The organism is Enterobacter sp. Acro-832 (assembly GCF_011752745.1).
GTDB classification, from domain to species: Bacteria; Pseudomonadota; Gammaproteobacteria; order Enterobacterales; family Enterobacteriaceae; genus Enterobacter; species Enterobacter quasiroggenkampii.
Window position 1 is genome coordinate 68554 of record NZ_VWWX01000009.1, and the last position, 21525, is coordinate 90078.

A 21525-nucleotide genomic window follows, 5' to 3' on the forward strand; every position below is an offset into this window, starting at 1 on the left:
GAATATAATGAAAAGCCGTTGTTTTTATTCGGTGTTGATGGCTGTTGCCAGTCTGGCGGTGCTAAACAGTATTCAGCCGCTACGGGCTGATGACCCGAAAAACCTCGAGATGAAGGGCACGCTTATCACCCCGCCCCCCTGTAACCTGAATGGCGGAAATACCGTGCACGTATCGTTCGGCGATAAAGTGGGTATCCGTAAAGTGGCGAGTGGAGTATACCGCCAGCCCGTATTGCTGGATCTGGAATGTGAAGATAACAACCTGGCGTGGCAGATGACGCTTGCGTATACCGGCACGCCGGCAAGTTTTGATACCGACAACGCGACGGTAGTGACGGCGCAACAGGCCGCTCTGGGAGTCAAGATTTATGCAGATGGACAGCCTCTGCCAATAGATAAGGTACTGCGAATTAGTGGTGACTCGTTGCCGCAGCTTGAAGCTGTTCTGGTACAAAAACCAGACATTGAACTTTCGGAAGGAGAGTTTACAGCCAGAGCGTCATTGATGGTTGCATATGAATAATGTCAGGAAAACCAAACGAATTATTTCATTAAGGGAATTACCTCATCATTAACAGTGTTAGTGATAAAACAACAAGTAGGATTCATTATGTCTGTAATGTTACTCAACAGAATAAATCTCAAAAAATTGATATCAGTCAAATTTATTTTTATTCTTTTAGTTGTTGCCTCTAATAGCGCATTGTCTGCTGTGAGCGGAACATGGTGGTTTCCTAAGGGAATAATCAGAGATGATGTCAATAATGTGGCTATCATTGAAATGGAAGTGTTGCCAGTAATTCTTTCTGATGCAGATGCTGATACTAGGGCCATATATGATAATTGCAATGGATGTATTGCTGGAATGTCTATTATATGGCAACCACAGTCATCGAGTACCTATATATACTGGACTCAGTTTGGTATGACCTATTCAGGAAGTCAGAGAAACAGAACATGGAGACAGTTAATCACAGAAGGTAAGTCAAACTATACTTATCGGTTAACTCTGGATAGTAGAGATAGCTATGATTATCCGTGCATTACTTCTGGTATGTATAACACCCTCCTTTCCGGGAGGCCATCCAGTGGAAATATGGGCTTATATTTTACAAACCCACCAGGGTATCATGAGCCTACTGCAGGTTGTATCGCTGTTCGGCCTCCTAACAGATGGTGTGCGCTATCAACACCAAAAGTCAGCTTTGATTATGGCGTAATGCAAAGTGCAACCGCAAGTGGTGTATCTCGAGAAGTTGATGTCACCATTGATTGCTCTGCTTCCATGTCTTATAACCTCAGGCTTGTAGGGACAAGTGGGGGTATCCCATTAAGTAACGGTATGGAGGCATCCATAACTGCAGATAACAGGCCATTGCAATCAACATTATCTGGGAATGCGGGGAGAAACACTGTTCGATTAAAATCAACACTGACAGGCTCTCCTTCAACAACTGGCGCTTTTAGTGGAAGCAGTGTTTTATTTGTAGACTATCCATGAAAATCGTAGGGTTAGCGATAACGGCAGCCAGAAAGGCCAATTGAGCCTTTCTGGCTGCCGTTATCGCGCTGATGTTCGTCGTCATCTGGCAGATAAACTGGTTCGTGGCTACTTTACGACAAGGCTTAAGATATGATTTATTCAAATCATGTGAATCGCCACGGGTTTAACAGACACCTCGGAGTCATTTAAAATGACTTAAAGAGAGGTGCCCATGAGCGGTAAACGTTATCCCGAAGAGTTTAAAATTGAAGCAGTCAAACAGGTTATCGATCGCGGTCATTCTGTTTCCAGCGTTGCAACACGTCTCGATATCACCACCCACAGCCTTTACGCCTGGATAAAGAAGTACGGTCCGGACTCATCCACTAATAAAGAACAGTCAGATGCTAAGGCCGAGATCCGCCGACTCCAGAAGGAGTTGAAGCGGGTTACTGACGAACGGGACATATTAAAAAAAGCCGCGGCGTACTTCGCAAAGCTGTCCGACTGAGGTACGCCTTTATTCGTGACAACTCCCGTTGCTGGCCTGTTCGTCTGCTCTGCAGGGTGCAGGATGTTCATCCCAGTGGCTTTTACGCCTGGTTTAAGCAACCGAATTCTCAGCGCCATCAGGTATATCTGAGACTGACGGGACAGATCAAACAGTTCTGGCTGGAGTCCGGTTGCGTTTATGGTTATCGCAAGATCCATCTGGACTTGCGGGATAGCGGGCAAAAGTGCGGAGTGAACAGAGTCTGGCGACTGATGAAGCGTGCCGGGATAAAGGCTCAGGTCGGGTACCATAGCCCGCGGGCACGCAAAGGCGAGACCAGTATCGTATCGCCCAACAGGCTCCAGCGACAGTTCAATCCGGATGCTCCGGATAAGCGTTGGGTAACGGACATAACCTACGTCAGGACCCACGAAGGCTGGCTGTATCTTGCTGTGGTTGTTGATCTGTTCTCACGCAAAATTATCGGCTGGTCAATGCAATCACGGATGATGAAGGACATTGCCCTGAACGCACTGCTGATGGCTGTATGGCGGCGTAATCCCCAAAAACAGGTGCTGGTTCACTCGGACCAGGGCAGTCAGTACACAAGCCATGAGTGGCAGTCGTTCCTAAAAGCACACGGCTTAGAGGGGAGCAATCGTTTTTCAGTCGGGTTACCGGCCAGATGGCAATAATGAGTTAATTTTTATACCTTATAAGCAATAATCCCTCTGTTCTTCGCGCCAGATCCGAAAACTCCCGAAGCCGGAAGTATTGCGTATTTGTAACGCCCTTAATTCAGGGCGTCCGGGGCAGGATTTATTTGCTCAGGAGGCTGAGTGCTGACTGAATTGCAGCAGGAAGAGCGGGAAGTGCGCCGGCAACCGTCACGACATTGGCGACATCGCCGAGCAGGGCGGAAATTCTGTCACCAAACTGGCTTCCTGAACCTGCTTTGATTTCTTGCTTATACTCAGGATCAATAACGGCAAGTCCCAGTGTGGACTGGACGGCATCCATAACGGGTTCGATACCAGAAATACTGTACGATTCAAGTGCTTCCTGAATCTGAAATAGTTGCCTGAGGAGCATGGTTTTCATCGTGAGAGGGAGTTCAGCACTGCGTATCTCCCCGCGAAGTTCTGTAATTCTTACCAGCAGTGATTCGATTTCGTCTACAGCAATGCCTGCGTGAGTACCCCGTGTTTCAAAAACATCAGACAGCAGGCTCAGCTCGGATAGGGTTCTTTCGTCTATGTGGTTTCGAAACGTATCCCAGCGCCCATTTAAAGACTGTGAGGTAAATGCGCTTTCGACCTGACCTCTCCAGTAGGTAGATTTATTCCTGAGTGAAGAAAAATGGTCTTCTCTCACCTGTTCTATTCGCTCTGGAAGTTCCATGACTCGTGCCAGCCGGGAAAGCAACTGATGCTCAGACAGATTCTGTGCCAGCAGTAGTGTTTTCCAGACTTCACGACAGGAAGCTGTGGCCTGATGACGTTTGCCTTGTTCAAGGATGTCGAGCAATCGCAGAGCCGGGTTGTCAATTTTCAGTTCACTCATTCTTTAAATATTCCGTAATTAAAGGCTGCAATTATTTCACCCAGTCTTCCAGCACCAGACCCGGCACCCGCTCAAATTCCCGCACATTGTTCGTCACCAGAACAGCGCCGGCGGCGATGGCGTGCCCGGCGATCGCCGTGTCGTTCGGGCCGATCGGCGTGCCGGCGAGGCGCAGCGCCACCTTAATCTCCGTTGTCGCATCCACCGCGGCGCGATCCCAGGGCAGGATGGCTTCGAGGCGGGCGCAGAACGCGTCAACCAGCTCAATGTGGCGCGGAGAGGCCTTCGGGCCGGTGGCACCGAAGCGCATCTCGGAGTAGGTGATGGCCGAGACCACGATACGGTGGCCGCGCAGCACCGCCTGCTCCAGGCGCTTCAGCACCGCTTCCGGCTGCTCGCGCATGATGAACGAGCAGATACAGGTGTCGAGCATATAGATTTTGTTCACAGGTTAAATCGTCCTTCGTCACTGACAACGTCCTCGCGCTCCGCCATAAAGTCCGGGTCAGCTTTTTCGAGCTGCGCGAACGAGCCCCAGGTCGGCCGGACGGGACGCAGGATGATGCTGTCCCCTTCCCGGACAATCTCCAGCTCGCTCACCCCCTCAAAATCCAGATCCCGGGGCAGACGGATGGCACGGTTATTGCCATTTTTGAAAATAGATACGGTTCTCATAATTTTTTCCCTTGAAGCCTTTGCCCGAAAGTGAGCAAGGTCTGTAAATAATTCAGACCAGTAAAAGGTGACTGTCGGCTCTTGTTAAGAGCATATGTATAGTATAGGTAGATGCTTTGCATATGTATATCCTTTGCATATGCAGATGATGAGGATATGCGTATGTCAGACATATGCAGATGCCTGGCATATGGATATGTCATACATATACACAGTTTCCTCTTTTTCCGCTGGGATCCGATTTCTGGTGAAGTCGGATCTTTACCATTTACTGATTGATAAATGCTAAGGAGATATTTGCAGATTTAAATCGTCATATAGAAAGGGGGGTTGCGCTGGCTGACGGTATACTTTGCACGCTGAAAAGGCTGAAATTGAGTTTTCAGCAAACCATACCTATTTCAGGGAAACATATATTGTTTAAGCGCATTCAGAAATATGTTGACCCTTGACGGCAGATGACGTGTTGTCGGAAAAACAGCCCAGACGGCCAGCATCTGGGAAGTCACGTCTCCCAGTTCGATTTTTACCAGATCTCCGGTCTCAAGCTCTTCCCTGACATCCCATTCCGTTAACTGCGCAAGCCCCGCCCCGGCCTTACAGAGTGATCTGATTTCTTCAACATTACTGGCGCTGAATCTTCCGTCGATACGGATATGGCGGATCTGCTCTTCAGCCAAAAATGCCCACTGTAAAACCCCTGTTAGCCGCAGGCAGCTGTGAGAATATAAATCAGCCAGGCTCTGTGGGGTTCCGTAACGCGCCAGGTAATGCGGAGACGCGCACAGCACGCGCTGATTATCTGCCAGCTTATGCGCCACCAGGCGGGAATCTCGCAGTGGGGCGATACGGATGGCCACGTCAAACCCCAGACCGACGATATCCGTAATATTGTCATTCAGTTCCAGCTCGATTTTCAGCTCCGGGTTACTGTCCAGCAAACCGGGCACGACAGGTAAAATAGTCCGCCGTCCAAATCCTGAAGGTGCGGTGATACGCAACTGCCCGGCGGCATGTTTCTGATCATTTGCAAACAGGCGTTTCGCGTCCTCTTCGGCTTCGAGCATTGCCCGGGCGTAGGGCATAAATTCCTCGCCCTCATCCGTCAGGGCGACGGCACGGGTGGTGCGGTGTAACAGCCGCCGCCCCAGTTCGTTTTCCAGGCTGGCCAGTCTGCGTGACACTGTCATCGGAGTGGTATTGATACGTGCCGCAGCCTTTGTCAGGCTTCCTGTTTCAGCACTCAGCAAAAAGGACTGGATGTCTTTTATGTTCATTTTAACGTTTCCCGTTATTCAGGCGTATCATTAAGGGCTATTTTTGCGCTCATATCGCTTCATTATAATGATTTTATTTTTAATCCTGTGATTGAGACCTTAACGATGACACATCACACTCTTTTCCGTTCAGGGCACATTAACCATAAGGTGGCCCCTAATCGTCTGGTTGTGGCACCAATGACGCGCATCTCTGCTTCAGAAACGGGAGTTCCCGGGGCGCGGATGAAAGCGTATTACAATCGGTTTGCCCGCGGCGGTTTTGGCACCATCATTACCGAAGGTATTTATATTGACGATGCGTGGTCACAGACCTACGCCTTCCAGTCAGGCTTAATCAATCAGGAACAGGTTCACGGCTGGCGTGAAATCACAGAAAGTCTGCACCGTTTGGGGAGCCTGGCAATCGCGCAGATCCAGCATTCCGGCGCGCTGTCTCAGGGAAATATGTACCGGTCAGAAACGGTGGCCCCTTCTGCGGTCAGACCCAGGGGAGAACAGCTTAAATTTTATTACGGTGAAGGATCATACCCCATCCCACGGGAGCTCACAGACGCAGAAATCCTGGACATCATCCGCAACTTTGCTGCCACCGCAGCACGTGCCGTCAGCGAGGCTGGCTTTGATGGGGTTGAAATCCACGGGGCTAATGGTTATCTGCTCGATCAGTTCCTGACGGATTATACCAATCAGCGTACAGATCGCTGGGGAGGGGACATGACATCGCGTTTGTCCCTGATACTGGCAGTGGTTTCAGCCGTACGTGAAGCAGTCGGGCAGGACTGTATTGTCGGCGTGCGGATATCACAGGGCAAGGTGAATGACTTTTATCATAAGTGGGCAGAAGGCGTTAAAGATGCTGAAACGGTATTCTCGCGTCTTGCCGCGTCCAGCCTGGACTACATCCACCTGACCGAGTATGAGGCCTGGCAACCGGCTTTCGGTGACTCCCCCCTGACTCTGGTTGAGCTCGCACGCCGGTACGCGCCTGATCTGACGATTATTGCCAATGGCTCGGTAGATACGGCGGAGAAAGCGGAAAAGGTCATTGCGCTGGGCGCCGATTTTGTGGCGATCGGCAAAAGCGCACTGGCTAATCCCGACTGGCCGGCGCGGGTTCGCGAACAAAAGGCGTTGCGTGAGTTTGACCCGGCTATTCTGTCTCCCCGGGCAGATGTGAAAGACAGCGAACTGAGTTAATCACATCTGATTACCGTTACCTGTTATCAGGGCCACCAGGGGGTATTGCCTGCCGTCTTACCACATGTTTGTTATTTGTCCCTACGCGTTATTTTTCTGTCCGACAGAGTTTAATCTGTCGGACAGAAAATCGAAGAGAACACGCGTGCGGCGGGAAACCGGGCCGGTTTGCGGGCGATAAAGGTAAAGTCCCCAGGACGCGGCTTCAATGTGTCTGAGAACCGGAACGAGGAGCCCTGCTGTTATATAGGGTCTGGCCATAAAATCAGGCAACTGGCCGAGCCCCAGGCCGTTTTTTATGGCTTCACAGTACATATCCAGATCGTTGGTAACAAACGTCGGTGACCGGGGAAACCAGTTGCGCTGTTCGAACATCCATGGCCAGAATCGATTACTGGCGGCATCATGGAGCGCAACCGAGGGAAAGTTTATCAGATCGTCAATATCGGCTGGCACACCGGTACGGTGTATCAGAGAGGGCGATCCGAGCAGGTAAAACGAGATGTCCATTATCTTACGGGCAACGAAACGGTTATCCCTTACAAATCCTGTCCTCACTCCGATATCAATCTGTTCATCAATGACGTCAGAATGCCGGTCGCTGAGCATCAGTGATACCTGAATTTCAGGGTAAACAAGCATAAAATCCCGGATAAACGGAAAGAGCAGCTTACGTCCGAATACCACAGGGGCAGTCAGCGTGACTGTGCCGGAAAGTTTCTCATCGTCTGCATCCTGATTAAGATTCAGCAGTGTATCCATTTCCTGCAGGAGTAGTTTACTCTTCTGGGCCAGAATTTCTCCCTGGCGCGTTATCCTGCGCTGGCGCGTGGTCCGGTAAAACAGGATCTCCCCCCTCCGCCTTTCCAGTTCCTGTACGGCACGGGTCACGGCCTGAGGTGATTTTCCGAGCCTGACAGCGGCCTCCTTGAAGCTTCCGCTTTCGGCAACCATACAAAATATCCTGAGCAACTCAGTCAGATTCAGCATCCTCGCCTCCCTGATTCTTCCAATTTACGGAATTAACAAATCCATATTATGTCATTTTTCTTCACAGGTTCAGGTGCTAATTTTTAACTATCCCAACAAAAGGAAATCTTCATGACAAAGACAAAAATGCACGCACTGTATCTGGAAAACTTTGATGTCAAAGCCTTTACGCCCGTAATGCTGGATATTCCCGCTCCGGCTCCGGGCGAGGTCCTGGTCAAAATTCATGCCAGCGGGGTCAATCCTATTGATTACAAGATCCGCAGCGGTCGTGCACCGTATGCCATGCCCGACCTCCCGGCCGTGCTGGGAACGGATATGGCGGGAGAAGTGGTGTCTGTCGGTGACGGCGTACACAATTTTAAACCCGGCGATGCGGTGTATGGGCTGACCGGCGGTGTGCGCGGCCTGCAGGGCTCGCTGGCCGAATATGCTGCTGTGGATGCTCGTTTGATTGCTCATCAGCCGTCTAATCTGGATATGCGCGAGTCTGCCGCACTGCCGCTGGTTTTCCTGACGGCCTGGGAAGGTCTCGTTGACTATGCCGGTGTGAAGTCCGGAGACAAAGTGCTGGTTCAGGGCGGCGCAGGCGGCGTCGGGCATATGGCCATCCAGCTAGCGAAAGCGCTGGGCGCTGAGGTGTACGCAACCTGTTCAGCTAAAGATATTCCTCTGGTAGAGAGCCTTGGGGCAACAGCCATCGATTACCGCAGCGCCACCACCCAGGAAATAATGGAGAAATACACCAGTGGTCAGGGCTTTGATGTCATTTACGACACGGTTGGCGGCCCGGTGCTTCAGTCCTCTCTTTCTGCCGTCAGATACTACGGTCACATTGCCAGCTGTGCCGCATTCTCAGAAACCAACCTGGCGGACTCGTCTTTACGCTGCGTGACGGTATCCGGTGTGTTTGTCCTGCTGCCTATGCTGAGTGGTATTAATCGCAGTCATCACGGAGAGGTTCTGCAGGAACTGACGCGTCTGGCTGAGGCGGGCCTGGTTAAACCCGTACTTGATCCTCGCCGGTTTACCCTTCACAACGCACTGGACGCCCATGATGCCGTTGAAAACGGCGCAGACATCAAAGTCGTCATTGATATCATCTGAACCTAACAGCAGAACCGGCAGGACCTGCCGGTCAGGAGAGAAAAGATGGCCAGAGTCTACCGGTTTAATCAGCTGGGAGGGCCGGAGGTATTACAGCTGGAAGAACTGCCGCTGGCGCCCCCCGGTCCACAGGAGGTACGGGTCCGCATTCATGCTATCGGTCTGAATCGTGCTGATGTCATGTTCCGGCGAGGAAATTATGTCCTGAAGGCTGATTTGCCTTCCCGGCTTGGTTATGAAGCTTCCGGCACGGTGACGGACACCGGCTCTGGCGTCACGTCCTTCCGGGCCGGCGATGAAGTTTCCGTGCTGCCGCCAGACAATCCTGGCGTATACGGCACCTATGCCGATGAAATAAATATACCCGCTTCCTGTCTTGTCCATAAACCTGCCATTCTTTCGTTTGAGGCCGCGGCTGCAGTCTGGATGCAGTACCTTACCGCATGGGGAGGCGTCATGCACGCCTGCCGCCTTCAGCGCGGCCAGTATATCGTTGTCACTGCCGCAGTCAGCAGCGTGGGCATCGCCGCGCTGGAGATAGCCCTGCTTGCAGGGGCTGTCCCTGTTGCCGTGACGCGCAAATCAGACCGGCATGATGTCCTCAGGGCGATGGGGGTGCAGCACATCATTGTTTCCGACGGCCCGGGACTGCGCGAGGAGGTGGAAAAAATCACCGGTCCGGACGGTCTGGACTGCGCTTTTGATGCCGTGGGAGGGCCATTCGTGGCCGAGCTTGCGGCGGCGATGAAGCCTTTCGGGCGCATCGTGATCCACGGTTTTTTGAGTGATAAAGAGACCCTCTTTCCCGTGCGTACCGCTATCCGTAAAAGCCTGGCGGTGGAAGGGTATTTTTTTGCAGAAATACTGCGCTCACAGACACTGCGTAATGAAGCGAGCGGTTTTCTGCTGGAGGGGCTGATCACCGGTAAACTGAACGTTATGATTGACAGAACTTTTCGGTTTGAAGAGATGACTGAAGCGCACCGCTATATGGAATCAGAAAACCGCTCTGGTAAGGTTGTGGTGCTGGTATGATCGTGGATAGTTAGCCCGCAGTACGGGGCAAAAATACCATGCGGGCCGGACTATCCGGCCCTTTTTATTGTGTCTTATTTACCGTCCAGAGCCTGAATAAGTACTTTAGCAAGTTCCTTATCCGACTGTGGATTCTGACCCGTAATGAGTTCCCGATCACGTACCACATGCGACTGCCATTTAGGTGCCATGGTCAGTTTGGCCCCTGCAGCCTGCAGTGCATCCTGGACATAGAACGGCACGTTACCGTGCAGGACGTCTTTCTCAATCACATACTCTTCATCGTTTGAAAAAATGGTCATATTGTATCCGGCATACTGCCAGTCTTTGCCATATTGCTTAATGGCTTCAGCCTGACCAGAAACCAGCGCGCGGCGATACTCGGTTGCTGTGTTCAGGGCGGCCAGTGACGCGACAGGTCCATGGCACAGGAATGCTGTGGGTTTTGCCTGCCGATGGTTTTCCTGAAGAATTCTGCGCAAATCAGGATCCTGCATCAGGTCGTTCATGGGTGCATGCCCCCCGGGAACATACACACCTGCAAACTCCTTATTTTTTTCAGCCGCAGCTTTCAGCGTCAGGGGACGTTGCATACTTGGCCAGCTTTTCACCCAGCTGAGCGCTTTGTCCAGATCCTGCTTATCATCGAACAGGGAGACCTGAACTGACGTCCTGTCCATTACCGGCGTTTTCCCGTCCGGAGTGGCAATCACGACATCATAACCTGCGTCTATCAGCTTCTGAGCTGGCACAGCCAGCTCATCGAGGTAGTAACCCGTAGGATCTTTTTTTCCATCCTTCAGGATAAGCGTGTCAGTGGAGGAGGCAACGACAAGAATTTTTCCTTTTGTCCCGGCCCCTGCGGCCTGTACGTTAGCGGTGAAGCCGATCAGAGTGATGGCAACCATTGATGAAACGAGTGATTTATGCATTTCTGCCTCTGTTTATATTGATAACCAGTGCGTTGTTCATTACACAGTCTGGCGGGTTGGCATGATGACAACCTGCTGAAGATTGACGTGACGCGGTTGTGAAGCCAGAAAAGCAACAACCTCAGCCACATCTTTCGGCTGAAGAAAATCAATTTGCTTTTCTGCGCCGGCAAGCCACTCTTTGGCACCCTGAAAAGTCACATGGCTTTGCAGCTCTGTTGCGACAATCCCCGGCTCAATGACAGAAACACGGATATTTTTCGGCCCCAGTTCAAGACGCAGATGACGGGTCAGATGACTGACGTAAGCTTTCGTTGCTGAGTAAACTGCAAAATAGGGATAGAGATACTGGCCAGCAATGGAAGAGGTGTTGATCAAATCCACGGTTGCGTTCTCTGCCGCAGCCTCGGACAGATGCGGAATAAAGGCATTGATAACATTCATAACCCCGCTGACGTTCAAATCAATCTGATGCTGCCACTCGGACAGGTTATGGTCTTCAATCGCACCGGGCAGCATGACACCGGCATTGTTGAAAACCAGGTCGGCCCGTCCCCAGAGATCATGAATGGTGCCGGCAGCAGCCGTAACGGCATCCACGGAAGTCATGTCTGTTTCGATGGCAAGGGCGATGCCACCGCCTGCGGTGATTTCCCGAACGATCTCATCCAGTTTGTCTTTCCTGCGCGCCAGAAGGGCGACACGTGCTCCCTGACGGGCTAGTAATTTCGCCGTTTCACGACCAATGCCACTGGATGCACCGGCGACGACCGCCACGCGGCCGGACAAATTTGAGTTGATGTCAGACATTTCAGCCTCTCTTCAGTTTTTCACGGTGATAGAGAACTGATGATAGAACGGAGATATACTGATATGTAGTTGCTAAAAAGATGAATCATTGACAACTATTAGTTTCTAAAAGTGATGAATCTTTTTCCTGAATAACGAAATATCCGGATGGACTATGAACGAACTAAAAGCGATTTCCGTTTTTATCAGAGTGGCAGAAACGGGGAGCTTTAATGGGGTCGCTATCGCGGAGGGCACGACCCCCCAGTCTGTAAGCAAAACAATTCGCCAGCTGGAGAGACACCTCGGAATACAGCTCTTTCACCGGACAACACGACGGAATGTCCTGACCAGTGATGGCCAGCGTTTTCTCACGACAGTAAAACCGGTCAGAGATTCACTGCAGCAAATTATTGACTCCACCCGCAAGGCCCCTAACGATGAAGTCGGGCTCATCCGAATAAGTGCCGCGAGAGCTGTGGCCAGAAAGGTGCTGATACCGGTCATAAAAGAGTTTAAAGCTATCTATCCAGGCGTAAACTTTGAACTCATACTTGAGGAACGCTTTTCCGATCTGGCTGAAGATCGTATTGATGTCGGATTCAGGGCCGGTGGGCAACCGGATGCACAGGTGATCACACGCCGCCTTTTTCCCATACAGGATATTCCCTGCGCGACGACAGAATATTTACGCGTTCATGCCCCTGTCAGGGAGATCGACGATCTTGGCCGGCACGCTCTGGTGGGGTACCGGAATCCAACCACAGGGCGGGTATTGCCCTGGGAGTTCAGTATTCACAGCCAAACTGAATACCGGCATCCGGAAATAACGTTCTGCACCAATGATACGGAAACGGAAACCGAAGCCGTTCTGGCCGGGCTGGGGATTGGTCTGCTGGACAGCATTAATGCGGCACCACACCTTCGTTCAGGACTGCTCATCCCTCTCCTTACGTCGTATATCAGCGCCCGACGCGGTTTGTATATCTACTATGAGCAGAACAGGAACATGACCCGAAGGTTAAGGTTATTTATTGATTTTGCAATTGAAAAACTCCACAACAACACGCGCTATTTTATGTCTCCGGATGAGCTCAACGCCATAAGCATATGACGTCATTATCGCCCTCAGCCCTTATTCTCCTGGCGGCGAAAGTTGTTAACCAGCAGGGGCAGCAGCTCAGGAAATTTTTCACTGAGCTCCTGTATACGCAGCACGGATGCCCGACGGTTGCCGTAGTCAAACTGGCTTATCAGTCCGGCTTCACGTAGTACCCTGAAATGGTGGGTCAGGGAAGCTTTTGCTACCGGAAAACCAAATGAAGCGCAACTCCGTTCTGTTCCTTCCTCGAGAAGTGCAAGTCTGCTGATAACTTCCCGTCTCAGGGGATCGGACAGGGCGGAAAAAATCTCGTTCAGGTTTAGCTGATCTGGTGTGGGTTCTGGTAATTTTGCAGACATCTTGTGCCCCCTTAGGTATGGCTTGACATTTACCTTTCACAGTTTAAGGTATGACCTGTATTGTACCTTCTGGCCCCTTCAGGTTCCAGCAGGACACAATCAGCATGTTCAGATACCACGAGGAAACAAGATGGAATATACAAAACTGGGCTCAACGGGGCTTGATATTTCCAGGCTTTGCCTGGGTTGCATGACGTATGGCGATCCGCAGTCAGGTGCGCACAGCTGGACGCTTGATGAGGCACAATCTCGCCCGTTGCTTCGTCATGCGATTGAAAAAGGCATTAATTTTTTTGATACCGCCAACAGCTATTCAGCCGGAACGTCAGAAATTATTATCGGAAAAATACTCAAAGAATATATCCGGCGTGACGAAGTTGTGATTGCCACCAAGCTCTACGGCGCTGTGGGAAGCACATGGATGCCCAATGGTCAGGGCCTGTCAAGAAAGTCCATCCTGATGGAAATTGATAACAGCCTGGCCCGTCTGCAGACCGATTATGTTGACCTGTATCAGATCCACCGCTGGGACTACAACACACCGATAGAAGAAACGATGGAAGCCCTGCATGATGTGGTGAAATCGGGAAAAGTACGGTATATCGGTGCTTCATCCATGTACGCCTGGCAGTTCGCCAAAGCGCAGGAAGTGGCGCGCCAAAACAGCTGGACCCCTTTCGTGTCCATGCAGAACCATCTCAATCTGCTCTATCGTGAGGAAGAGAGGGAGATGATCCCAATGTGTGCCGACCAGGGGGTGGGCCTGATCCCCTGGAGTCCGCTTGCCCGGGGGAAATTAGCACGACCTGTAGGAGAAAGTTCAGTGCGTAATGACACAGATGTGACCTCACGTCAGCTGTTTGCTGCGACTGAAGAGGCTGATAACCGGGTGATCCATGTGGTTGAGAAGATAGCACGCAACCGGAGCCTGCCGATGGCGCAAATAGCGCTGGCATGGGTGCTGAATAAGCCCGGAGTCTCAGCACCTATTATCGGTGCCTCAAGGATCGAGCAGATGGATGATGCCATTGCTGCCCTGCAGATCCAGCTGACCGAGGAAGAAATCACGGCGCTGGAAAAGGAATATATTCCGCATGCCATAGCAGGCCATAACTGACATCTTCATTTGGAGCGGATGGAGTCAGGGATCGCCCATTCGCCCCCCCTCCGAAAAACCGCTCTTCCAGGCCCGCTTTTTCTCTGGATATGATGATCAGTGTTGCTATTGCAGAACCGGGCTGAGACGTCGGGCTCGCGGTCCTGGTTCAACAAGTGATTTATTTATTCAGCGTAACCTTCCGGCTGGACTTACCCGCAGTGACTGGTGTTTTAGCGTCTCAATTACACATCACGGGCGATACTGATAATGGTGAAGGTGGGTTGCTGATTTTTTATGATCTTCTCATGCTTTCATCGCGTCAATCAGTGCCCGCAGACCAGCAGACTGGTGTTCACGTCTTCGGAAATAGAGGTAAGCGCTCTCAGCCGGAGGATACCACTCTTCAAGACAGCGGGTCAGGCTTCCGTTTTTGAGATAGGACGCAGCCCTGGCTTCCCAGATGTAGGCAAGTCCGAGTCCATAAGCGGCTGATTGAGCCATTGCTTCCTGGCTGTCAACCGTCAGTGCCCCGTCAATATCAACGGAAATTGTTTTTCCGTGACGCTGGAACTCCCAGCTGAAAAGGGCACCACTCGGAAAAGCATACCGGATACAATTGTGTTTCTGAAGGTCATCCGGGGTCGCGGGTTTACCGAATTGCTCAAAATAATCTGGGGCCCCCACTACAATAAACCGGAACGTGGGCTTAATACGTACAGCAATCATATCCGGTGATAAGCGTTCGCCAAACCGTATACCGGCATCGTATCCCTCCTGAACAATATCAACCAGTGCGTCTGTTGCGACCACCTCAATCTTAAGGCCAGAGTTTCGTTTAAGAAGATCAACCACGTATTCCATTACAAAGGGTGCCATTGAATTCGGAATAGTGATCCTGACGGTTCCCACAGGGGAGGTGCGATATAAGTTCAGTTCATCAAGCGCTGCGCGTACATCCGCCATTGCCGGTTCCAGTCTGGCGTACAGTGCTGCTCCGGCATCCGTGAGTGAGACACTGCGGGTTGTCCGGTTAAAAAGCTGCACACCCACCCGCTGTTCCAGACTGCGAATTGAATGACTTACCGCGGAACCCGATGTCCCTCGTTCAGTTGCCGCACGAGAGAAACTTCGATGCTTCGCAACCGAAGCAAAAACCGCCAGCTCTGAAAATTCCGCGTTGTTCATTAATGAATATTGCTCACTTATGTTTTAAATATTATCCACTTTATCATACGAATTTGTTGCGCCATAGTTTCAGAGCCTGTGAGTTCATTCATTAATGGCACTCATTCCGTCTACTGTCCCCGGGGGAAATAATGGAACAAACAAAAATTTTTCAGAATCTGGCCGGTAAAGTTGCCCTGGTGACCGGAGCAAGCTCAGGAATTGGCCGTTCAGCTGCCATTGAACTTGCCCGGAGAGGTGCGCGGGTTGTGGTCAGCGCGCGCAGAATTGCCGAACTTACAGCACTGGTGAACGAGATTAAAGCTGAGGGCTTTGAAGCAACGGTGGCTGTGGCCGACATCAATGTTGAACAGGAGATTATCTCTCTCATTGAAACCGTGCTTCAGACGTATGGCCGTCTTGATATTGCCTTCAACAATGCAGGGACAGAAGGAAAGTTCACCCCGTTCATTGAACAGACTTCCGCGATTTATGATGAAATTTTCAACGCCAATGTGCGGGGTGTGTTTCTGTCAATGAAATATGAAGCCAGAGCGATGCTGGCGCAGGGAGGCGGGACGATTATCAATAACGCGTCCATGGGAGGAGTCATCGGATTTGCGAATGCTGGCCTCTATATCGCAAGCAAACATGCCGTGCTGGGATTAACCAAAACAGCTTCCATTGAGCTGTATAAGCAGGGTATTCGCGTCAATGCGGTTAATCCTGGCATTATCGATACCCCTTTCCAGGATCGCATCTGGCCTGATGATGAGGCCAAAAATACCTTTGCCTCTTCAACTGTACCTGGCCGTGCTGGCCTTGCGTCTGAAGTGGCCTCAGTTGTCGCGTTTCTTGCCTCTGACGACGCATCTTTTGTATCAGGTCATGGACTGCTTGTTGATGGTGGTTATTCCGTTGCCTGAGCCTGAAGGCAAATCTACCAGCCTCCTGACAGCCTAAGGCTCTTTGTTCAGCGCCAGTCAGTCGGGGGATTACTCTGAGATATCTGTAAAGCGCCTTACCGGCGTAAGGAAACTGTTATGACAATGCGAATTTTAAGAAATGCTGTGCTGGCGCTCAGTCTGGCCTCCACGGCAGCTTTAGCCAACACTGGCTCCGCTCCTGAGCACAAGGGTAAAGTGCTGCTCGTTGCATCCAGTACGAATACGCTGACCTTCAAGGATGGACGTACCCACCCTACAGGATATTTCCTGGGAGAGCTTGTCATTCCAGCCCAAGCCTTTCTGAAGGCAGGATATGACGTAGTGATTGCCACGCCAGACGGCAATACTCCTGCACTCGATGTAAATTCTATAACGACCGAACATTTCGAAGGCAGTGAAGCTAAACTGGCTGATGCAATGCGCTTCGTCACCACCTATCCGGGAATGCAGAAGCCACAGACGCTTCATACAGTGGTTCAGGGCGGACTTAAGGATTTTGACGGAATATACCTGCCAGGCGGTCATGCGCCAATGGTGGATCTCATGCAGGATAAGGACCTTGGAACAGCACTTCGCCAGTTTCATGCCGCCGGGAAAGCAACCGGCTTACTCTGTCACGGACCGATTGCACTGACCTCATCCACAGATAATCCTTCCGCATTTCGTGCGGCAATGGTTTCCGGTGATACCAGGGCGGCGGCAACTGATGCTCAGGACTGGATTTATAAAGGATATAAAATGACCGTCTACTCGACAGCAGAAGAAAAATCAGTCGAGAAATTCCTTGGGGGTAACATTCAGTTTTATATGGAAGATGCCCTGACGGCTGCGGGAGGGCTGGTACAGGTAAGGGCTCCCGGTACCGCATTTATTGTTGAGGACCGGGAACTGATCACCGGCCAGAACCCTGACTCAGCCCACATGATTGCTGATGCCATGGTCAAAAAACTGAATGCCCAGAAAGCAGCGCGATAAATCGTATCACGGCAACTGACAGGCCGGTGGCATTAACCGCAGGCCTGTTATGACTATTATGGAGTGCCCATGAAAACTTTCGGCAAAATGAGTTTAATCTGCATGACTGTCTTCGGCATGACGGCGAACGTATCCGCACATCATGGATTTTCTGGCAAGTACGATAACACACGCCCACTCTGGCTTCAGGGTACTATCCAGACCGTCGTGTTTCAGTATCCTCACGCCATAGTTAATCTGGTCGTGCCACCGTATGAGACCCCTGGTAGCAGGCCCACAAGTGCACCGTTCCTCTCTTCCGATCCCGTCAGCGATCCTCAGTACAGTGGCACAACCGTCCGGCTTGAATTTCCTCCCGTTTCACGATTTAACAGTCTGGAAAATGAAATTAAATCAGGGGATAAGGTGAGCGTGATTGTCTTCAGAAACTGCGAACAGCCTCACCAGCTTCGTGTACAGTGGATCCGTCTTACTGATGGCCGGGAGGTGGCACGCAGCGGTCGCGTACAGACTGAAGTGGAGGGATGCGCGAAGTGACGATGGAGATGTTTCTGAACTGGCTTGGCGACTCATTCCTGGCCAGTCTGATTCGGGATTTCCTGTATCCTTATGTGCGCGCCATACATGTTGGAGGTGCAGGTGTGCTGTTTGGCAGCCTGGCACTCTTTGATTTACGTATACTGGGCCGTAAAGGTCACGTTACTGTTGCCGTCACGAGAGAACTGACCATGGGTCTTGTATGGTCAGGTTTTATGATGTCGGTCACAGGCGGCCTCCTGCTGTTCTCCGCTCAGCCTCAGGCTCTCTGGGAAAATCATGCCCTGCGTGTAAAACTCCTGCTGATTCTCACCGCAGGGCTGAATGCATTGTTCTTTGAATATCAGTTCCGGAGAGTCAATACACTTTCTTCACTTCGCTTATCAGCTGGCTTATCGCTTATTCTCTGGACAGCAATATTGATTAAATCGGCACTGATCCCTTATTCAGGTCAGAGATAACTGCAGAAGTGTGACAGGCCGTGTTAACCGATTGTCTTGTCTTAATCTGATCATAATCATTATTAAAGACCGTTTTCATCTGACTCATGGTTCAAATATTTCGCAAATCCTGTCTCACGGCTTTCCGGTTCGACATATTGTGGACATTCGGCAAGGCAGTGACAGGTTTAATCCAGCACATTCGCCCCTGTCAGGCTGAACCGTCGGTGAACCAGGAACCAGAATTAATCCCTGCCCACCCCGTTAAAGAGTAAAAAAAAACGTAACAGGCAGCTGCATTCACAGAGTAAGGAATACGTTACTTTCATCAGCTGCTTAAACAGCTACGGCACTATTCAGTCACTGACAGGGTATCATCTGTAAAAATTTTTCCATTTTCAGCATAGAGTATACAGAAAAGAGCCATTATCCCCATTAATAAGTACCCTGCAACAACAGGTATTATTGTTTGATTAAACAACTGGCCTATGTATCCTCCTATCACTACCCCACCGACGGTTTGTATAAATCCGAATGCTGATGAAGCCGTTCCGGCCACCTCTCCCAGCGGCTCCATTGAAAGAGAGTTCATATTCGATACTGCCCATGAAAAACAGGACATAATTATAGCCAGTAACGGGAAAAATACCCAGAACGTCACTGGCCCGTGAATTGAGAACAACAGCAGTATTCCGCTAGAAAGAATTAACGCCAGTACAGCACCATGTGACAACCGTCGCATTCCAATGAGTCTGACCATTTTTGAATTATAAAATGATGATACCCCCATTAATCCGGCAACTGTCGCGAAGGCAACCGGGAAGAATGGACCTAAATGAAAAATTCCGACATATATCTGTTGTGCAGAGTTAAGAAATCCAAACAAGGACGCAAACATAAACATTCCGGCGAGTCCGTAAGCGAAGGCCATTCTGTTCTTCACAACAACACGGAAACCTTCAAAAACAGAGGTTATCGTCAACGAACGTCGATTTTTAAGTGATAATGATTCAGGTAATCTGAAGTACACCCATATTCCAGTAAAAATACCCGCTAAGCTCATGGCAATGAAGATACTCTCCCAGGGACCAGCAAGAAGCAGAAGCTGTCCTGCTCCAGGAGCGAGTACAGGAATAGCCATGAAGAGCATAATAACAAGCGACATAACTTCAGCCATTGAGTGCCCTGAGAAACGATCCCGCACAACCGAAGTGGCGACGACTCGTGTGCTTGCTGCGCCTATTCCCTGGACTAAACGCAGGGCTAATAATGTTGCAAAAGAAGGCGACATAACAGCCATGGCTGAAGCTAAAATGTAAATGATAACGCCAGCAAGAAGGGGATTTCGGCGGCCAAATCTGTCAGAAACGGGGCCAAAGATAATCTCACCAAAACCATAACCGAACATATAAGCACTTATGACATATTGCTGGCTGTTCTCCCCCTGAATACCAAATGCCTCCCCCATATACGGAAGGGCCGGTAACATAATATCAATGGCTAATGAGTTTAACGCCATTAATGCTGCAATAATCCCTATAAACTCACTTCTGGATGGTGTTCTGATATAAATACCGGCCATTTTTCACCTTTAAAGTATAAAGACTGGTCTTCCAGTTTTATTCACGTTGCTTTTCACGGGCAGATTATATCATGCTGAACAGACTAAATTGATGAAGGTCGCTAAATGCACTGCTGAGCCTTGCTCAATACTGCAGAAGGGCTGTGTTAAACATTGATGCGCTGTATTTGCAGGATTTTATTGTTCGGGTTGTCAAATATTATTTTATTCACTTAAATGTGTACCCGCGTTCCTTTATATGACAGGGGCGCAGGATAAACGCTGACGCTCAGCATATGATGCGCGTCAGCCTGGAGACCTGCCATCAAATTCCAGGCAAACCCTGTTATATCATTATTGTCTTCAGTTCCGTGACTTATCACCCGGAACAGTACGGGCCGGGGCAGATATAGTCAGAAAAGGTGATGAAATGATGTACCTGTGGAAAAAGCATTCGAGACGATGCAGTTGCCTGAAGCCATTTCCCGGCGATGCCAGTGGTTCAGTCCCAAACACGGGACTGACCAATTTTGATATTTTAATGCATAAAATCATATTTTGTTGCCTTTAATGCAATAATTAACCCACCGCAATAATGTGCAATCTTTTATGTGTATTTGGCAATAATCCTTCTTCTCTCCTCCACTGATCCGAAAACCTTCAAAGGCGGATCCTTTCTGCTGGTTCTTCCACTTATAGGGTCAGATAGCGGCTGATACGGGTTTATACTGGGGGCGTAAAATTTCAAGGTACTGAGTAAATGTAAGGTTGCCGGGCATTAACAACGATGTGCAGAGGAGGCCGCGGGCAGCCTGTTTACCCCTTTCTTTTGGCGGCCCGGCTCTGCATCATTTTTTTTGCTGAAAAGCTCTGTTTATTTCCCGGCACTGAGAAGGGTATTCTGAAGACGGTTTCTTACCCTCGAACAGCAATTCATTTTCCTTCAGACACATAGGGATCATGACTGCTTCATAGAATTTATCCCACCGCTGTTGATTACGGTCGTTGTGTTCCCGGATGGCCATATTAATGGCTTTGTAGTTCGCTCCGACAATAAGGCCCACAAACGCCGATATAAGCAGGGCGACCATTGCGTAAGGTATGAAGATGCGCCAGCTGCTGGTTGCATGCTTACCAAGAAGATACGTCAGAAGAGCGGTGATAACGCCCAGAACGCCTGTGACCAGAGTCTCTGAAAGCGGAGTCGAACTGCCACCGGCTATCCCCCCTAATATGACGCCAAGAAAACAAAATGCCACAATCAGGGGCTTATGCTCAGGGCTCGACGGTTGCGCCGACTTATGCAGAATAGCCATGCATAAAACTGCAATGCCAGTAATTCCGACCAGCATTGGCACGACCAGATTAGTCATGGTAAACATCAGGGGGGCAAAGTATTCTGTAAAGCCTGTCATTTACGGTCCCCCCGGAGTCTGACCCACGTTGTTCAGGGTTGCTCCTCTGGTGGCATCCTTACCAGCCCCTTCGTTCAGGTTTTCAACCGCTGTTTTGCCTGCATCTTGTCTGGTTTGATATGTACCTCCGCCACCTGTGCCTGTCGGTACGCGAGCAGTGGTACAGCCCGGGGTTTCGCAGTGAACTGTGTCTCGATCTGCTTTCTGGGTGACCTCACTTGAGACCTGTGCCATCCCATTACCGGCAACGTTTTTGAACTCCTTTGCTGCATGGGCAGCAGCTGGTAAAGAACAAATAACAAGAATCCACATGAGCCGTTTCATTTGATCTCTCCCCGATAGATAAAACCGGATGCGGGTGCGTCAGGACAACACACCTTTA

The 21525-nt window shown here is 50.4% G+C and carries 22 protein-coding genes and 1 pseudogene; 12 read left to right on the plus strand and 11 right to left on the minus strand.

The features are described 5' to 3' along the window. Positions 1 to 7: 7 nt before the first annotated feature. The 3 genes and pseudogenes from F3J31_RS21495 to F3J31_RS21505 form a co-directional block, all read left to right on the plus strand. Positions 8 to 523: a fimbrial protein gene (locus F3J31_RS21495; RefSeq protein ID WP_240152785.1), complete on the plus strand. Its 516-nt coding sequence runs from the start codon at positions 8 to 10 to the stop codon at positions 521 to 523. Between the two features lie 87 nt (positions 524 to 610). Next, positions 611 to 1501: a hypothetical protein gene (locus F3J31_RS21500; RefSeq protein ID WP_167215331.1), complete on the plus strand. Its 891-nt coding sequence runs from the start codon at positions 611 to 613 to the stop codon at positions 1499 to 1501. 214 nt (positions 1502 to 1715) lie between these two features. Continuing rightward, positions 1716 to 2632, plus strand: a pseudogene (locus F3J31_RS21505) (IS3 family transposase); the annotation flags it as partial. A 163-nt stretch (positions 2633 to 2795) separates the two neighbouring features. Here F3J31_RS21505 and F3J31_RS21510 read toward each other — a convergent pair. The 4 genes from F3J31_RS21510 to F3J31_RS21525 form a co-directional block, all read right to left on the minus strand. Next, positions 2796 to 3539 carry a hypothetical protein gene (locus F3J31_RS21510; RefSeq protein ID WP_167215334.1) on the minus strand — a complete coding sequence of 248 codons (744 nt, stop codon included), beginning with the start codon at positions 3537 to 3539 and terminating at the stop codon, positions 2796 to 2798. Between the two features lie 31 nt (positions 3540 to 3570). Further along, on the minus strand, positions 3571 to 3987 hold the full coding sequence (locus F3J31_RS21515) for a type II toxin-antitoxin system VapC family toxin (protein ID WP_167215337.1): 417 nt from the start codon (positions 3985 to 3987) through the stop codon (positions 3571 to 3573). Further along, the gene (gene vapB / locus F3J31_RS21520; RefSeq protein ID WP_021312767.1) at positions 3984 to 4214 is read right to left on the minus strand and encodes a type II toxin-antitoxin system VapB family antitoxin; all 231 of its coding nucleotides are present in this window, start codon (positions 4212 to 4214) and stop codon (positions 3984 to 3986) included. The genes F3J31_RS21515 and vapB overlap by 4 nt, the downstream gene beginning before the upstream one ends. A 401-nt stretch (positions 4215 to 4615) precedes the next feature. Continuing rightward, positions 4616 to 5491, minus strand: coding sequence for a LysR family transcriptional regulator (locus F3J31_RS21525; RefSeq protein WP_167215340.1), 876 nt, complete (start codon positions 5489 to 5491; stop codon positions 4616 to 4618). Positions 5492 to 5596: 105 nt separating this feature from the next. Between F3J31_RS21525 and F3J31_RS21530 the strand changes: the two genes are divergently transcribed. Then, a complete protein-coding gene (locus F3J31_RS21530) occupies positions 5597 to 6691 on the plus strand; it encodes an NADH:flavin oxidoreductase (RefSeq protein ID WP_167215343.1) in 1095 nt (364 codons plus the stop codon). Positions 6692 to 6772: 81 nt separating this feature from the next. On the opposite strand, the gene F3J31_RS21535 is transcribed toward F3J31_RS21530, so the two are convergent. Continuing rightward, the gene (locus F3J31_RS21535) at positions 6773 to 7681 is read right to left on the minus strand and encodes a LysR family transcriptional regulator (RefSeq protein ID WP_167215346.1); all 909 of its coding nucleotides are present in this window, start codon (positions 7679 to 7681) and stop codon (positions 6773 to 6775) included. Between the two features lie 111 nt (positions 7682 to 7792). Here F3J31_RS21535 and F3J31_RS21540 point away from each other — a divergent pair, with 111 nt between their 5' ends. Beyond that, on the plus strand, positions 7793 to 8788 hold the full coding sequence (locus tag F3J31_RS21540; RefSeq protein WP_167215349.1) for a zinc-dependent alcohol dehydrogenase family protein: 996 nt from the start codon (positions 7793 to 7795) through the stop codon (positions 8786 to 8788). A 45-nt stretch (positions 8789 to 8833) separates the two neighbouring features. Further along, positions 8834 to 9823: a zinc-dependent alcohol dehydrogenase family protein gene (locus tag F3J31_RS21545; RefSeq protein WP_167215352.1), complete on the plus strand. Its 990-nt coding sequence runs from the start codon at positions 8834 to 8836 to the stop codon at positions 9821 to 9823. Between the two features lie 74 nt (positions 9824 to 9897). Here F3J31_RS21545 and F3J31_RS21550 read toward each other — a convergent pair whose 3' ends face one another. Both F3J31_RS21550 and F3J31_RS21555 read right to left on the minus strand, forming a co-directional pair. Continuing rightward, positions 9898 to 10755, minus strand: coding sequence for a type 1 glutamine amidotransferase domain-containing protein (locus tag F3J31_RS21550; protein ID WP_167215355.1), 858 nt, complete (start codon positions 10753 to 10755; stop codon positions 9898 to 9900). A 39-nt stretch (positions 10756 to 10794) separates the two neighbouring features. Next, positions 10795 to 11565: an SDR family oxidoreductase gene (locus F3J31_RS21555; RefSeq protein WP_167215359.1), complete on the minus strand. Its 771-nt coding sequence runs from the start codon at positions 11563 to 11565 to the stop codon at positions 10795 to 10797. A 154-nt stretch (positions 11566 to 11719) separates the two neighbouring features. Here F3J31_RS21555 and F3J31_RS21560 point away from each other — a divergent pair, with 154 nt between their 5' ends. After that, the gene (locus F3J31_RS21560; RefSeq protein WP_167215362.1) at positions 11720 to 12658 is read left to right on the plus strand and encodes a LysR family transcriptional regulator; all 939 of its coding nucleotides are present in this window, start codon (positions 11720 to 11722) and stop codon (positions 12656 to 12658) included. A gap of 14 nt (positions 12659 to 12672) precedes the next feature. Here F3J31_RS21560 and F3J31_RS21565 read toward each other — a convergent pair whose 3' ends face one another. After that, on the minus strand, positions 12673 to 13005 hold the full coding sequence (locus F3J31_RS21565) for a helix-turn-helix domain-containing protein (protein ID WP_167215365.1): 333 nt from the start codon (positions 13003 to 13005) through the stop codon (positions 12673 to 12675). 130 nt (positions 13006 to 13135) lie between these two features. Here F3J31_RS21565 and F3J31_RS21570 point away from each other — a divergent pair, with 130 nt between their 5' ends. Further along, a complete protein-coding gene (locus F3J31_RS21570) occupies positions 13136 to 14122 on the plus strand; it encodes an aldo/keto reductase (protein WP_167215368.1) in 987 nt (328 codons plus the stop codon). A 285-nt stretch (positions 14123 to 14407) separates the two neighbouring features. On the opposite strand, the gene F3J31_RS21575 is transcribed toward F3J31_RS21570, so the two are convergent. Beyond that, entirely contained in the window at positions 14408 to 15289 is an 882-nt protein-coding gene (locus F3J31_RS21575; protein ID WP_167215371.1) for a LysR family transcriptional regulator, read from the minus strand. A 131-nt stretch (positions 15290 to 15420) separates the two neighbouring features. On the opposite strand from F3J31_RS21575, the gene F3J31_RS21580 reads away from it, so the two are divergent. From F3J31_RS21580 to F3J31_RS21595, 4 genes are all read left to right on the plus strand, one after another. Further along, positions 15421 to 16194 (plus strand): glucose 1-dehydrogenase, encoded by a 774-nt coding sequence (locus F3J31_RS21580; RefSeq protein WP_167215374.1) that lies wholly within the window; start codon positions 15421 to 15423, stop codon positions 16192 to 16194. A gap of 117 nt (positions 16195 to 16311) precedes the next feature. After that, positions 16312 to 17190: a type 1 glutamine amidotransferase domain-containing protein gene (locus F3J31_RS21585; RefSeq protein ID WP_167215377.1), complete on the plus strand. Its 879-nt coding sequence runs from the start codon at positions 16312 to 16314 to the stop codon at positions 17188 to 17190. A gap of 69 nt (positions 17191 to 17259) precedes the next feature. After that, positions 17260 to 17727 carry a DUF6152 family protein gene (locus tag F3J31_RS21590; protein WP_167215380.1) on the plus strand — a complete coding sequence of 156 codons (468 nt, stop codon included), beginning with the start codon at positions 17260 to 17262 and terminating at the stop codon, positions 17725 to 17727. Further along, the gene (locus tag F3J31_RS21595) at positions 17715 to 18188 is read left to right on the plus strand and encodes a hypothetical protein (RefSeq protein WP_167215383.1); all 474 of its coding nucleotides are present in this window, start codon (positions 17715 to 17717) and stop codon (positions 18186 to 18188) included. Before F3J31_RS21590 ends, F3J31_RS21595 begins: the two co-directional genes overlap by 13 nt. Before the next feature lie 331 nt (positions 18189 to 18519). Here F3J31_RS21595 and F3J31_RS21600 read toward each other — a convergent pair whose 3' ends face one another. Further along, a complete protein-coding gene (locus F3J31_RS21600) occupies positions 18520 to 19749 on the minus strand; it encodes a multidrug effflux MFS transporter (RefSeq protein ID WP_167215386.1) in 1230 nt (409 codons plus the stop codon). An 827-nt stretch (positions 19750 to 20576) separates the two neighbouring features. Next, on the minus strand, positions 20577 to 21143 hold the full coding sequence (locus F3J31_RS21605) for a hypothetical protein (RefSeq protein WP_167215389.1): 567 nt from the start codon (positions 21141 to 21143) through the stop codon (positions 20577 to 20579). Positions 21144 to 21525 lie beyond the last annotated feature (382 nt).

Excerpts from the sequence above, each read along its gene's own strand:
- F3J31_RS21585 (WP_167215377.1), top strand. The coding sequence starts at position 16,312 with ATGACAATGCGAATTTTAAGAAATGCTGTGCTGGCGCTCAGTCTGGCC.
- F3J31_RS21540 (WP_167215349.1), top strand. The coding sequence starts at position 7,793 with ATGACAAAGACAAAAATGCACGCACTGTATCTGGAAAACTTTGATGTC.
- F3J31_RS21570 (WP_167215368.1), top strand. The coding sequence starts at position 13,136 with ATGGAATATACAAAACTGGGCTCAACGGGGCTTGATATTTCCAGGCTT.
- F3J31_RS21560 (WP_167215362.1), top strand. The coding sequence starts at position 11,720 with ATGAACGAACTAAAAGCGATTTCCGTTTTTATCAGAGTGGCAGAAACG.
- F3J31_RS21525 (WP_167215340.1), bottom strand. The coding sequence starts at position 5,491 with ATGAACATAAAAGACATCCAGTCCTTTTTGCTGAGTGCTGAAACAGGA.
- F3J31_RS21495 (WP_240152785.1), top strand. The coding sequence starts at position 8 with ATGAAAAGCCGTTGTTTTTATTCGGTGTTGATGGCTGTTGCCAGTCTG.
- F3J31_RS21500 (WP_167215331.1), top strand. The coding sequence starts at position 611 with ATGTCTGTAATGTTACTCAACAGAATAAATCTCAAAAAATTGATATCA.
- F3J31_RS21555 (WP_167215359.1), bottom strand. The coding sequence starts at position 11,565 with ATGTCTGACATCAACTCAAATTTGTCCGGCCGCGTGGCGGTCGTCGCC.
- F3J31_RS21595 (WP_167215383.1), top strand. The coding sequence starts at position 17,715 with ATGCGCGAAGTGACGATGGAGATGTTTCTGAACTGGCTTGGCGACTCA.
- F3J31_RS21550 (WP_167215355.1), bottom strand. The coding sequence starts at position 10,755 with ATGCATAAATCACTCGTTTCATCAATGGTTGCCATCACTCTGATCGGC.
- F3J31_RS21535 (WP_167215346.1), bottom strand. The coding sequence starts at position 7,681 with ATGCTGAATCTGACTGAGTTGCTCAGGATATTTTGTATGGTTGCCGAA.
- F3J31_RS21530 (WP_167215343.1), top strand. The coding sequence starts at position 5,597 with ATGACACATCACACTCTTTTCCGTTCAGGGCACATTAACCATAAGGTG.
- F3J31_RS21605 (WP_167215389.1), bottom strand. The coding sequence starts at position 21,143 with ATGACAGGCTTTACAGAATACTTTGCCCCCCTGATGTTTACCATGACT.
- F3J31_RS21580 (WP_167215374.1), top strand. The coding sequence starts at position 15,421 with ATGGAACAAACAAAAATTTTTCAGAATCTGGCCGGTAAAGTTGCCCTG.
- F3J31_RS21600 (WP_167215386.1), bottom strand. The coding sequence starts at position 19,749 with ATGGCCGGTATTTATATCAGAACACCATCCAGAAGTGAGTTTATAGGG.
- F3J31_RS21565 (WP_167215365.1), bottom strand. The coding sequence starts at position 13,005 with ATGTCTGCAAAATTACCAGAACCCACACCAGATCAGCTAAACCTGAAC.
- F3J31_RS21590 (WP_167215380.1), top strand. The coding sequence starts at position 17,260 with ATGAAAACTTTCGGCAAAATGAGTTTAATCTGCATGACTGTCTTCGGC.
- F3J31_RS21575 (WP_167215371.1), bottom strand. The coding sequence starts at position 15,289 with ATGAACAACGCGGAATTTTCAGAGCTGGCGGTTTTTGCTTCGGTTGCG.
- F3J31_RS21510 (WP_167215334.1), bottom strand. The coding sequence starts at position 3,539 with ATGAGTGAACTGAAAATTGACAACCCGGCTCTGCGATTGCTCGACATC.
- F3J31_RS21545 (WP_167215352.1), top strand. The coding sequence starts at position 8,834 with ATGGCCAGAGTCTACCGGTTTAATCAGCTGGGAGGGCCGGAGGTATTA.
- vapB (WP_021312767.1), bottom strand. The coding sequence starts at position 4,214 with ATGAGAACCGTATCTATTTTCAAAAATGGCAATAACCGTGCCATCCGT.